The 13,270-nt window shown below is 32.2% G+C and carries 12 protein-coding genes; 9 read left to right on the forward strand and 3 right to left on the reverse strand.

The annotated features are described in order from the left end of the window. Positions 1–25 precede the first annotated feature (25 nt). Both rplU and rpmA read left to right on the forward strand, forming a co-directional pair. The gene (gene rplU, locus NZD85_RS10375) at positions 26–331 is read left to right on the forward strand and encodes a 50S ribosomal protein L21 (RefSeq protein WP_188319372.1); all 306 of its coding nucleotides are present in this window, start codon (positions 26–28) and stop codon (positions 329–331) included. 43 nt (positions 332–374) lie between these two features. Next, a complete protein-coding gene (rpmA, locus tag NZD85_RS10380) occupies positions 375–632 on the forward strand; it encodes a 50S ribosomal protein L27 (RefSeq protein WP_150431414.1) in 258 nt (85 codons plus the stop codon). A 449-nt stretch (positions 633–1,081) separates the two neighbouring features. On the opposite strand, the gene thiL is transcribed toward rpmA, so the two are convergent. Together thiL and NZD85_RS10390 are read right to left on the reverse strand one after the other, a co-directional pair. Next, positions 1,082–2,140, reverse strand: a complete 1,059-nt coding sequence (gene thiL / locus NZD85_RS10385; protein ID WP_260541728.1) for a thiamine-phosphate kinase — start codon at positions 2,138–2,140, stop codon at positions 1,082–1,084. Positions 2,141–2,144: 4 nt separating this feature from the next. Continuing rightward, positions 2,145–2,651, reverse strand: coding sequence for an acyl-CoA thioesterase (locus NZD85_RS10390; protein ID WP_171623475.1), 507 nt, complete (start codon positions 2,649–2,651; stop codon positions 2,145–2,147). 162 nt (positions 2,652–2,813) lie between these two features. Between NZD85_RS10390 and NZD85_RS10395 the strand changes: the two genes are divergently transcribed. From NZD85_RS10395 to NZD85_RS10415, 5 genes are all read left to right on the forward strand, one after another. Then, positions 2,814–3,641: a universal stress protein gene (locus NZD85_RS10395; RefSeq protein ID WP_260541730.1), complete on the forward strand. Its 828-nt coding sequence runs from the start codon at positions 2,814–2,816 to the stop codon at positions 3,639–3,641. Between the two features lie 107 nt (positions 3,642–3,748). Continuing rightward, positions 3,749–4,585 (forward strand): universal stress protein, encoded by an 837-nt coding sequence (locus tag NZD85_RS10400; protein WP_260541732.1) that lies wholly within the window; start codon positions 3,749–3,751, stop codon positions 4,583–4,585. Between the two features lie 70 nt (positions 4,586–4,655). Then, the gene (locus NZD85_RS10405) at positions 4,656–5,867 is read left to right on the forward strand and encodes a BaiN/RdsA family NAD(P)/FAD-dependent oxidoreductase (RefSeq protein WP_260541734.1); all 1,212 of its coding nucleotides are present in this window, start codon (positions 4,656–4,658) and stop codon (positions 5,865–5,867) included. A gap of 138 nt (positions 5,868–6,005) precedes the next feature. Beyond that, positions 6,006–7,238, forward strand: coding sequence for an OmpP1/FadL family transporter (locus NZD85_RS10410; protein WP_260541736.1), 1,233 nt, complete (start codon positions 6,006–6,008; stop codon positions 7,236–7,238). A gap of 9 nt (positions 7,239–7,247) precedes the next feature. Beyond that, on the forward strand, positions 7,248–8,816 hold the full coding sequence (locus NZD85_RS10415; RefSeq protein ID WP_171623470.1) for an SGNH/GDSL hydrolase family protein: 1,569 nt from the start codon (positions 7,248–7,250) through the stop codon (positions 8,814–8,816). 64 nt (positions 8,817–8,880) lie between these two features. Here the strand turns inward: NZD85_RS10415 and fbp are convergent, their stop codons facing one another. Further along, complete coding sequence (gene fbp / locus NZD85_RS10420; RefSeq protein WP_260541737.1) at positions 8,881–9,897, reverse strand: class 1 fructose-bisphosphatase; 1,017 nt, start codon at positions 9,895–9,897, stop codon at positions 8,881–8,883. 191 nt (positions 9,898–10,088) lie between these two features. On the opposite strand from fbp, the gene NZD85_RS10425 reads away from it, so the two are divergent. Continuing rightward, positions 10,089–11,330, forward strand: a complete 1,242-nt coding sequence (locus tag NZD85_RS10425; RefSeq protein ID WP_260541738.1) for an aspartate kinase — start codon at positions 10,089–10,091, stop codon at positions 11,328–11,330. Next, positions 11,331–13,196, forward strand: coding sequence for a lysophospholipid acyltransferase family protein (locus NZD85_RS10430; RefSeq protein ID WP_260541740.1), 1,866 nt, complete (start codon positions 11,331–11,333; stop codon positions 13,194–13,196). Positions 13,197–13,270 lie beyond the last annotated feature (74 nt).

Below are 13,270 nucleotides of genomic sequence, written 5' to 3' on the forward strand. Positions count from 1 at the left end.
AATTTTCATTTATAAACATTAATTTATGTACGCAATTGTAGAGATAGCAGGGCTTCAATACAAAGTTGAAAAAGACCAACAATTGTTTGTAAACCGTTTAGCTGGTGAAGCAGGTGACGAAGTAAAATTCGACCGTGTTTTATTAACAGATAACGGAGCAATCACTGTCGGCGCCCCAGTTATAGACGGAGTTACCGTAGTAGCTAAAATCGTTGAACACGTGAAAGGAGACAAAGTAATCGTTTTCAAAAAGAAAAGAAGAAAAGGTTACCAAAAGTCTAACGGTCATCGTCAACAATTCACTAAAATTGAAATTGCTTCAATCGGTTAAGATTGAGCAGAGATTAATTATTAACTCTTAAAAACAAAACGAAATGGCACATAAGAAAGGGGTCGGAAGTTCGAAAAATGGTCGTGAATCACATTCGAAACGTTTAGGTGTTAAAATTTTTGGTGGACAAGCAGCAATCGCTGGTAACATTATTGTTCGTCAAAGAGGTACTCAACATCATCCTGGTGATAATGTAGGAATCGGTAAGGATCACACATTATTCGCTTTAGTTGACGGAAAAGTTGTTTTCACTAAAAAACGTAACGATAGATCTTACGTTTCAGTTGAACCATTATCTTAATTGATAATTCGACAGCGAAAACGCTAACAATATAAAAGCTCGAACTTATTAGTTCGAGCTTTTTTGTTTTTTTATTGTAATTAATACAAATGAAATTATTAAGATTAAAATACCTAAACAAAATATAGGGAGCCAAAAAACAAGTGAAATTTCTGAAAGCTTTATTTCAAATTTACTATAATTACCTCTTGCTGCAAACATTGCAATCGCATAAATAAGCATTAGAATTGATAAAGATAACAACCCAATTCCTGTTTTGAATAGCATTTTATTTATTTTTTAGACATAATTATTAATAATAATCTAAATTACAACTTATTTCAAACTAAAAAAGCATCCAATTTCTTGAATGCTTTTGATTTTATATTTTGATGAGAAGCTTCATTTCGACAAGCTCAATGCCAGCTTCTTTTAAAATTCTCACGTTTTCGAATTAACTAATTCGTTAATTAACTTTCGTCTTCCGTTTCAACTCCCCAACCTTGTGCAGTCAACGGAACCATTTGTTCGCTTCCGCGAGTAATCAAATAGTTTTCTTCGTTTTTACCAGTTACATGTCCAATTACCGTTAAATGTGGGTTTCCTTTTATTTTCTCAAAATCTTTTTGATCAATTGTAAACAACAATTCATAATCTTCTCCACCGCTTAAAGCGCATGTAATTGGATTGATTTTGAATTCTTCGGCAGTGCGAATGACAACAGAATCTAACGGAATTTTTTCTTCGTAAATATTGATTCCAACGCCACTTTCTTTTGAGAGATGAATAATCTCAGACGATAATCCATCCGAAATATCAATCATAGAAGTTGGTTTAACTTTTAATTCTTTCAAAAGATTGATGATATCTAATCTCGCTTCAGGTTTTAACTGTCTTTCAATTAAATAGGAATAGTTTTCAAAATCAGGTTGATTGTTTGGATTTACTTTCGATACTTGAGCTTCGCGTTCCAAAACCTGTAGACCAAGGAAAGATGCACCTAAATCACCAGAAAGTACAACCAAATCATTTTCTTTTGCTCCACTTCTGTACGCCAAATCTTTTTCAGGAGCCGAGCCAATTGCGGTCATACTTAGTACAAGACCACTAACAGAAGAAGTGGTGTCACCACCAACGATATCGATTTTGTATTTGTCACATGCGTATTTCATACCATTGTAAATTTCATCAACAGCTTCTATCGTAAAACGATTTGAGATTGCCATAGAAACCAAAATTTGTTTTGGAATAGCATTCATTGCCAAGATATCACTAATTGCAGTTACAACAGCTTTATATCCCAAATGACGCAAAGGCATGTACGACCAACTAAAGTTAATACCTTCTACCAACATGTCTGTTGATACAACAATTTTGTCCTTTTTGTAATCAAGAACAGCAGCATCGTCGCCAATTCCTTTGATAGAGCTTTCTAACTTGATTGGAAAACCTTCTTTAATTTGATGAATTAAACCAAATTCACCGATTTCGGCTAAACTTGTTTTTGAAATGTTTTTATCTTCTAACATGATTTTATTTTTGATTGAAAATTGAAGGATCTATATTTTCTGAACGAAAAGGTAAATTGATAATGTCTTGTTTTGACATTGCTTTGATTGTTTGTCCTTCAAATGATTTTTTAATATTTTCGACCATTTCAGTTGGTGGTGCCTGCATTTTTCTTTTCGACATCGAAAACCAAACACCTGTCAATTCAGAATGGCAAAGATGTACTCCATCTTGGTTATACAAATTGTGAATAAATTGATAAATCATTCCATCTTCTGACATTCCACCAATTTCTACCGAAATATAAATTTCTTCACCTTCCATAGCTTCCTTAAAAAATGAAAATTGTTCGTGTAAAATTGCTGGACCAATACCATATTCAGCTAAGTTATTCATCGAAACACCAAAATCTCTTAAAAAAGCAATTCGAGCAAAGCTTGTGAAATTCATATATGAAGCATTCGCTAAATGACGATTAGCGTCTAAATCTGACCATCGAACAATGGTTTTCTGGAAATATTTATTATTCATGAATTGAAATTTATGAAGTGCAAAGTTACGGATAAGAATTTATTCAAAAATGAATATATTTTTAATCAGCTTAAATTAAAAAAACACAATAATATTTAACTTCAAATTAATTTTACACGCTATTTATTTCGTATATTTAGGGAGCTAATAAAGAGATAGATTATGAAAAAAATATTATTTCCAACCGACTTTTCCGAGACAGCAAATAACGCATTTTTGTATGCGTTGAATTTGGCAGAAAATCAAAATGCAGAGTTGTATATTTTACACGCCTTTCAATATCCAATTGTGAATGCAGGAATTGATGCTGGCATTTTACAAAATGTATATGATACCATTGAATTGAATAAATTTGAAAATCTAAAAGATCACATTCCTTTTCTTAGAAAATTAGCAGGGGATAATGGTTTTGGTGACGTGGAAATGAAATTTTTTATTAAAGAAGGGATGCTTTCATTCGTTTTACCAAATTTTATAGAAGAAGAGAAAGTTGATTTTGTAGTGATGGGAACAACAGGAAATACAGGATTTGATAAAGTACTTTTTGGTTCGAATACGATGAATGCAATTAAACATTTGAAAATTCCAGTTTTGAGTGTTCCGCATGGATATGAATATAAAGGAATAAAAAGCATCGGTTTTACAACAATTTTTGAAGATAAGGACCGTAAAGCCTTAGATTATTTAACAGAAATTGCATATCGATACAAAGCCAAAGTTCATTGTTTACATGTTTCTAAAGATGGAAATTACGATGTCCCTACGCTTAATCATTGGAAAGAATATTACAAAGACGAACCTGTAGATTTTTCTATTTATACAGCAGACGAATCTGTTGATGCAGTTTTAGAATTTATAAAAGAAGAAAAAATTGATTTATTAACAGTGGTAAGTCGCAATAAAGGATTTTTCGAGAAATTATTTTCACCAAGTTTTACCAAAACAATTCTTTCTCAAAATAAAGTACCATTATTTGTTTTTCACGAATAGCGACAATTTTTAGAAAATAACAAAAGCTTAATTATTTTGATAGATTGAGCTTTTTTTTCGCGTAGAACTAAAATTATTCGTAACTTTTGTGTACAAAACACAAAAAAATGAAAAAAATATTGTTCCCAACAGATTTTTCTGAGACGGCTAATAATGCGTTTTTATATGCTCTTAACCTTGCGAAAAGTATAGATGCACAAGTTTATGTATTGCACGTTTATGAACTACCAATGATTACTGGTACTTTGAGTGCAGGTTTAATTCAGAATGTATATGAAACTGTAGAATTAGGAAGTTTTAATAACTTCAAAGATAATATTCCGCAATTAAGGGAAATAGCAGATAAAAACGGATTAAATGAAATTCCAATTAAATTTATTTTAGAAGAAGGAAATTTCTTGTATATATTACGCGAAATCATTGGCGAAGAAAGTGTTGATTTTGTGGTAATGGGAACAGATGGAAATACAGGGATAGAAAAAATGCTTTTTGGTTCCAATACTATTAATGCAATTACATCGATGAAAATTCCTATCTTAAGTATTCCGAATGGAATGATATTCAAAGGATTTAAGAATATAGGTTTTACAACTGTTTTTGATCAAAAAGATAAAGAAGCCTTGAAATATTTGCTTGAAATAGCAAATCGTCATCATGCAAAAATTCATTGTATGCATGTTTCTAAAGACGGAAAATATAATAAACAAGCAATGAAAGATTGGCAAAATCAATTTGCAGGAGACCCAATTTTTTTTGAAATTTATCATGATGCGGATCCTGTAAATGCGGTTTTAGATTTTATCAAAGAAAAAGAAATTGATTTGTTAACCGTTGTTAGTCGAAACAAAGGTTTCTTCGATAAGATATTTTCGCCTGGATTTACAAAAAAAATAGCAAACAAAAATATAACACCTTTGTTCGTTTTTCACGAACAAAAAGCATAAAAGGAGATGTGAAAACATTTCCTTTTTTTATTAAAAATTTCTGTTAAAAATAAAACTTTACCTTTGCTCCGTGAAAAAAATAGCCATTGTAGGAGGTGGTGCAGCAGGATATTTTGTTGCAGCAAACCTTGGAAAAACTGTAGGACAACAAACTGTATTGTTTGAACAAGCAAATTTACCACTACAAAAAGTACGTATTTCGGGTGGAGGAAGGTGTAATGTAACTCATGCATGCTTTGATTCATTGGATTTAGTAGAGTTTTACCCACGTGGGAAAAAGGAATTACTAAGTGTTTTTTATACATTTCAGCCAGGCGATACAATGGCGTGGTTTGATGAACGCGGAGTTGAATTGAAAATTGAAGATGATAATCGTATTTTTCCAGTAAGCGATTCATCTCTTTCTATTATCGAAGCGTTAACTAAAGCGGTTGATCAAAATAAAGTTCAATTAAATTTTTCGGATGGCGTACAAGAAATCAATAAAGTTAATGAAGGTTATGAATTGATTACAAAATCAGGAAAGTATTTTTTTGAAACAGTAATTATTACAACAGGAAGTACACCAAAATTCTGGAAAAGTTTGAAAAACTTAGGTTTGAAGATAATTCAACCTGTTCCTTCTCTATTTACATTTAATTGCAAAGATCCAAGAATCGAAGGGTTGATGGGGATTTCATTCGAAAATGCAGAAGTTAAAATCAATCAACAAAAGTTAGAGGCAGAAGGACCTTTGTTAATAACACATTGGGGATTTAGTGGTCCTGCTATTTTGCGTTTATCAGCTTGGGGAGCTTTAAAATTGAACGAAAGTAATTATAAATTCGAAGCTGAAATTAATTTTGTCAATCAATCTAAAGAAGAAATAGTTTCTTTTTTGAATAATAAGAAACAAGTTGATGCAAAGAAGAATGTACACAAAAACAATCCATTTGATTTTCCTAAACGCTTTTGGTTGAGTATTCTGAATTATTGCAACATAGCCGAAAATAAAGTATATGCCGACTTGTCGAAGAAACATATCGAAGCTTTAGCATCAGAATTAACACAAGGAAAATACCAAATAAATGGTAAAAGCACATTCAAAGATGAGTTTGTGACTGCTGGAGGAGTTGATTTGAAAGAAATTGATTTTCATTCGATGGAAGCTAAAAAATTACCTCATTTGTTCATGGCAGGAGAAGTTTTGAATATTGACGCAATTACTGGAGGTTTTAATTTTCAGGCTTGTTGGTCTGAAGGGTATGTTATATCCGAAAAAATCAAAGAAATTTATCAATAGTGTATATTTTACACAATTAATATTATGGCTGAAAGCCTTAAGTATAAAGTATTTTTTAAAATTTATTATGTTAACATAACATTATTATAAAATTATGTTATTTTTGTTAAAAGGAATTATTAAAAACGAACAAAAAATATGAAGAAAATTTTCTTAACATTAGCATTGATCGGTCTATCTTCATCTGCTTTTGCAGGAGGTTACCGTGTTGCTTTACAAGGAGTTCGCCAAGCTGCTTTAGGTGGAACTTCTGCAACGCAAACTCGTGATGCGAGTGTGGCGTTTTATAACCCTGCAGGATTAGCTTTTGTAGAGAGCAAATTGAGTATTGCTGTTGGAGGTTTTGGTGTAAAAACTGACGTAAAATGGCAAGATCCAACAACTTTCCAAAAAGCTGAAACGGATAGTAAATTAGGAACTCCAATGTATTTGGCGGTGAGTTACAAACCTGTCGATGATTTGGCAATTGGAGTGAGTGTGACAACGCCTTTTGGTAGCTCGGTTACTTGGCCAGAAGATTGGCAAAATAAGGCTAATATCACGCATATCGACTTAAAAGCATTTAATATTCAGCCAACAGTTGCCTATCGTTTTTCAGATTGGTTTAGTTTAGGTTTAGGTTTTATCTATTCACATGGATCGGCTAAATTAGAAAAAGTGCAAACGGTTGCTGGAAATGACATTAAGCTTAGATTAGAAGACAAAGATGCACATGGTTTAGGATTTAATGTAGGGGTAATGTTCAAACCAACAGAGAAATTTGGAGTTGGATTAGCTTACCGTTCTAATGTAGATGTTTCTGCAAACAAAGGAGATGTGACATGGATGGATGTTCCGGCTGGAATTGCATCTAATGTGCCTTTTAACACAGATAAATGGAATACAACTTTACCATTGCCATCTGAATTTACTTTCGGAATGTCTTATAAAGTATTACCACAGTTAGAGCTTTTTGGAGATGTAGTGTGGCAAAACTGGACACGTTACAAAAGTTTAGATATTAATTTATACAACGACGCGTCAAATACATTCTATACTTCAACGTCAACAAAAAATTGGAAAGACAATACTTTATTCCGTTTTGGAGCAGAATATACATTTAACGAGATGATTACAGGGCGTGTTGGTTATTACCATGATAAATCTCCGGTTCCTGGAGCTTATTGGTCTTCTGAAACACCAAGTTCAAACTTAAATTCAGTTTCTGCTGGAGTAGGATTTAAATTTAACAATGGATTTTACTTAGATTTATTTGGATCTTATGTTCAAGGTGATGAAAGATACATTAATAACATCGAACAAAATTTCTCTGGAGATGTTAAGATGCGTGCAATTAACTTTGGTTTAGGACTAACGTATAACCTTAAATAACACTACAAAATGAAACATTTAAATAAAATAGTTTTAGTTGCTTTAGCTGCTACAATGTTTAGTTGTGATCAAGACTTTGAGCATCCAATCGAGGATATTCAAGTTACAGCAGGTGAAGCTAACTTTTCAAAATATATTGCTTTAGGAAACTCGTTGACTTCTGGTTATAGAGATAATGCATTATACAGATCAGGACAAGAAAACTCTTATCCAAATATGTTAGCTGGATTAATGAAAGCTGCAGGAGGAGGGGAGTTCAAAATTCCTTATATGCCAAATGACACAGGAGGTTTTACAAATTTACCAGGTTTTTCGGGTAAGTTGACTTTGCAAATTGTAAATGGAGCTTTAACACCAGTTCCTACTGCACCAGGAGCAGCGTTAGATATTTTAGCTGATAAAGGGACTTACCAAAACATGGGAGTTCCAGGAGCAAAATCTTATCATTTGGTTGCACCAGGTTATGGAAACCCAGCAGGATTACAAACTGATCCTGTAACAGCAAATCCGTATTTTGTGCGTTTTGCAAGTGGCGCTACAACTTCCGTTGTTGCTGATGCTGTTGCGCAAAAGCCTACATTTTTCTCATATTGGATTGGAAATAATGATGTATTAGGTTATGCAACATCTGGAGGAGTTGGAGTAGATCATAATGAAACAAATAATGTTGATCCAAGAACGTATGGAGGTTCTGATATCTCTAATGTAAATGTTGTAAAATCTACAATTAATGATGGATTGAAAGCTTTAACTGCTGCAGGAGCAAAAGGAGTAATTGCAAATATTCCTTCTGTTACATCTATTCCATATTTTACAACGGTTCCATACGCGCCATTATCACCAGCAAATGCAAGTTTTGCACCAATGATTGATGAGTTAAATGCTACTTATGCAGGATTAAATCAAGTATTTGATGCAGTTGGAGCTTCTGATAGAAAAATTTCATTTTCTAAAACTGCTGCAAGTCCTGTAGTAATTAAAGATAAAGATTTAGCAGATTTATCAGCAACTATTACTGCAGCTTTAACACCAAAAATTGGAGCTGCTAAGGCTACATTATTCGGAATGATTTATGGTCAAGCTCGTCAAGCAACAGCGAAAGATTTATTGGTTTTAACTTCTTCTTCTGTAATTGGAAAAGTAGATACTAATAGAGTTGGAGAATTAATGAAATTAGGATTAACTCAAGAAGAAGCTGGTAAATTATCGGTAGTTGGTGTTAGTTATCCAATGGCAGATAATTATGTATTAACAGCAAAAGAAACAGCAAAAGCAGAAGCGGCTGTGGTTAAATACAATGCAGCAATTGCTGAATTAGCAACAGCTTATAATTTAGCTTTAGTGGATGCATATTCTGAAATGAAGAAATTAAGTTCTCAATCGGGAATTAAATACTATGGACAAACATATACAACAACGTTCGTTTCAGGTGGAGCGTTCTCATTAGACGGAGTTCACTTAACAGGAACTGGATATGCCATTGTAGCAAATATGTTTGCGGATGCAATTAACAAAAAATATCATTCTACTTTAAGACACGTTTATCCAGGAAATTATCCAGGTATAGAAATTCCTTAATAGAATATAATATAAAAAATCCGCTCATTGAGCGGATTTTTTATTGATAATTTTTTGAAAAACTTTAGTTAGATTCTGCTTCACGCAAAAACTCTTCTGCTTTATCAACCATATTTTTAGATCCACAAAAGAAAGGAATACGTTGATGCAATTCAGTTGGGACGATGTCCATAATACGATTAAACCCATCAGTAGCTTTACCACCAGCTTGTTCTGCAATAAAAGCCATCGGATTACATTCATATAATAAACGCAATTTACCATTTGGGTTATTTGTTCCAGAAGGATAGATGTAAATTCCACCTTTCAACATGTTACGGTGAAAATCTGAACATAATGAACCAATGTAACGAGAAGTGTATGGACGATCTTCTTCATCAGCCTGACAATATTTGATGTAGTTCTTAACACCTTGAGGGAATTTCACATAATTACCTTCATTTACCGAATAAATATTACCATCTTCTGGAATACACATATTAGGATGTGATAAATAGAACGTTCCAATTCCTGGATTCAATGTAAATCCATTCACCCCATTTCCAGTTGTGTAAACCAACATAGTCGATGTTCCGTAAATCACATATCCAGCTGCAACTTGTTTATTTCCTGGTTGTAAAAAATCTGCTTTTGTTACAGGAGTTCCTGGTTCTGTAACACGATGATAGATAGAGAAAATTGTACCAACAGAAACGTTTACATCAATATTAGAAGAACCATCTAAGGGATCAATTAAAACAACATATTTGCTATTTTTTGAATTTTTAGAAGGTTGAATAGCGATGAAATCTTCATTTTCTTCTGAGGCGATTCCACAAACAACTTCACGTTGTGATAAAGTGTCAATGAAAGTTTCATTCGCAAAAACATCTAATTTTTGCTGTTTTTCACCTTGTACATTTTCGTTTCCGAATTCTCCTAAAATGTTAACTAATCCTGCTTTGTTTACTTTGTAATTAACAACTTTTGTTGCTAATTTAATCGAACTCAATAATCTAGATAGTTCTCCAGATGAGTAAATAAAATCTGCTTGATTTTCTATGATAAACTCTCCAAGAGTTTGATGAGAATTTGTGTTCATAATTATGTTTTGCTGGTCAAATATCGGAATAAAAACTCAATTCTACTCATTTCAAACGTTTGAAATTAATCTAAATACATGAAAATCATACTGGAAATTTATTTTTAACTTTAATTAAATTCGGTCAATATATAAGAGGTAGTTTGGTTATATTTGCAAGTTAAATATTTACAAAAAAAATTTTTATAGAAATGAAAGTTTTCAAATTCGGTGGTGCTTCCGTAAAAGATGCAGCCGGCGTTAGAAATGTTGCAGATTTATTGCAATCAGTTGGTTACGAAAATACATGTATAATTGTTTCTGCAATGGGCAAGACGACAAATGCATTAGAGGAAGTAGTCAAACGCTATTTTGAAAAGGATGATTTCGAAAAAACAATTAATGATGTAAAAAAACAACATATTGATTTAGCAATAGAATTGTTTGATAATGCGGATGAGGTTTCGAATGAAATATCTCAATTTTTTGATGATATCGTTTCGTTTTTAAGACGAAACAAATCTCCAAATTACAGCTATGTTTATGATCAAATTGTATGCTGTGGAGAGTTAATTTCGACAAAAATTATCAGTATGTATCTTAATTCAATTAAAATTAAGAACGATTGGTTAGATGTTCGAGATTATATCAAAACAGATCACACTTACCGCGAAGGAAAAGTAAACTGGGCGTTGACAGAGGATAGTATTTCTAAATTACCACAATCAGGTTTATTCATTACACAAGGTTTCTTAGGTTCAGATCCTAACTATTTTACAACGACATTGGGAAGAGAAGGTTCAGATTATTCTGCTGCAATTTTTGCATATTGTTTAAATGCTGAAAGCATGACGATTTGGAAAGATGTTCCAGGTGTTTTGAATGCTGATCCACGTTATTTTGAGCATGCAGAATTATTGCATCATATTTCGTACGAAGAAGCAATTGAGTTGGCTTATTATGGCGCTTCGGTTATTCATCCTAAAACATTGCAACCGCTTCAACAAAAAGAAATTCCATTCTTTGTTAAATCATTTATCAATCCAACAGAAGCAGGAACAGAAGTAGCAAAAGGTCAACCATTAGATCCAAAAGTACCATGTTTTATCCTAAAAAGAGAACAAAATTTGGTGCGTTTATCAAGTAAAGATTTCTCGTTTATTACAGAAGATAAATTGAGTGGGATTTTCAATAAACTATATGATTATCAAATCAAAGTAAATTTGATGCAAAATTCAGCAATTTCATTATCTTTATGTTTAGAGGATAAATACAACAACTTAGATCAGTTTGTTGCAGATATGAACGAAGCGTTTAAAGTACAAGTAGAAAACGATGTTTTATTGTACACAATTCGTCATTTCGATGCAGATTCTGATAAAGTTGTATCAAAAGAAAAAGAGTTATTACGTCAAACAGTGCGTGAAACATTACAAATAGTTGTCAAGGCTTAAATGAGTTTAATTTCAACAGAAGATATTATTTCAGCATCAGGTCTTTCTAAAATAGGAATTTTAGGTAAACCTGTTGCTTGGGCATTGAAAAAAGTTTTTAATATTGATGGAATCAATGATTTATACAATATAGGAAAACACTTGCAATGCGAACCTTTTTTGGATTATTTAATAGATGATCTTGGAGTGGATTACGAAATTCATGAAGAAGATTTAAAACGAATTCCAAAAGAAGGCCCTTTTATTATTATTTCTAATCATCCTCTTGGTGCATTGGACGGAATTATTTTGATGCATTTTATGTCAAAAGTTCGTCCTGATTTCAAGATTATGGGGAATTTTTTACTGCAAAAAATTAAACCATTAGAACCGATGATTATACCAGTCAATCCTTTCGAAACACGTAAAGAAGTATACAGTAGCCTTACGGGGATGCGCGATGCATTAAAGTTGTTACGCAACGGAGGTTGTTTAGGAATTTTCCCTGCTGGAGAAGTTTCTTATCGTGATGATGAAAGTAGAGTGATTGATAGAGAATGGCAAGAATCAGCAATGAAGTTGATTAAAAAGTCAAAAGTTCCTGTTGTTCCAATGTTTTTTAGAGCAAGAAATAGCAATGTCTTCTACCGCGTAGCAAAGTTACATCCAGATTTTCAAACAGCTATGCTGCCATCAGAAATGATGAAAAAAAGAACACGACCAATTCAAATTCGAATAGGAAAACCTATTTTACAAAAGCAACAAGACGAACACAACACAATAGAAGATTATTCGGCTTTTTTAAGAAAGAAAACCTATATGCTTTCATCGTATTATAAACAAAAAAGAAGTTTATCAGAAGTACTGAAAAATCCAAGTAATATTGATTTGAAAATTCCGAATTTACCAAGCTTATCATCTTCAAATAGAAAGGTTAAGGATGTTGTTGCTGAAACGGATTTAAAGTTACTTTTACAAGATATTGAAGCGTTGCGAAAAGATGAAGAAGCATTATTGTTTACAAATAATAATTACGAATGTTTTTTTTCTACAGCGAAGCAAATTCCTAATATTTTAAGAGAAATTGGACGTTTACGCGAAATTACATTTCGTGCAATAGGAGAAGGAACAAATGATGAAATAGATTTAGACCGTTTTGATAATCATTACCATCATTTATTTCTATGGGATAAAGAATCTAATAAAATTGTTGGTGCCTATCGTATGGCAATTGGTTCGGAAGTGTACGAAAAATATGGAATTAATGGTTTTTATATTCACGAGTTATTTAATTTTGAACCAGAAATTCATCCGTTCTTTAAGAAATGTATTGAAATGGGACGTGCCTTTGTTTCTGCTGAATATCAGCAAAAACCAATGCCATTGTTCTTATTATGGAGAGGAATAGTACATGTTACATTAAGAAATCCAAATCAAAAATTTATTATTGGAGGCGTAAGTATTAGTAATCAATTTTCTGATTTTTCGAAATCATTGATGATTGAATTTATGAAATCTCATTACTATGATTCGACTGTAGCACAATATGTAAAAGCTAAAAATGAATACAAGGTTAAATTAAAAGAAGAAGATAAAGAATTTATTTTTGATGAATCTGAAGCAGATTTGAATAAGTTTGATAAATTAATTGATGAACTTGAGCCAAATATGTTACGATTACCAGTCTTGATTAAGAAATACATCAAACAAAATGCGAAAGTAATTGCATTTAACGTTGATCCTAAGTTTAATGATGCAATAGATGGATTGATGTATATTCGAGTTTCTGATATTCCTGAATCTACTGTTCGCCCAGTATTAGAAGATATTCAAGCAGAATTAGATCGCAAAATAGAATCCGAAAAATTTGATGGATCAATTATTTAATTGTTATTCTTGAAAATTTAAAACATAAAAAAATGCGCTTAACCTAGTTAAGCGCATTTTATATTTTAGCTTCG

Origin of the sequence: Empedobacter stercoris (assembly GCF_025244765.1) — a bacterium.
GTDB lineage: Bacteria > Bacteroidota > Bacteroidia > Flavobacteriales > Weeksellaceae > Empedobacter > Empedobacter stercoris.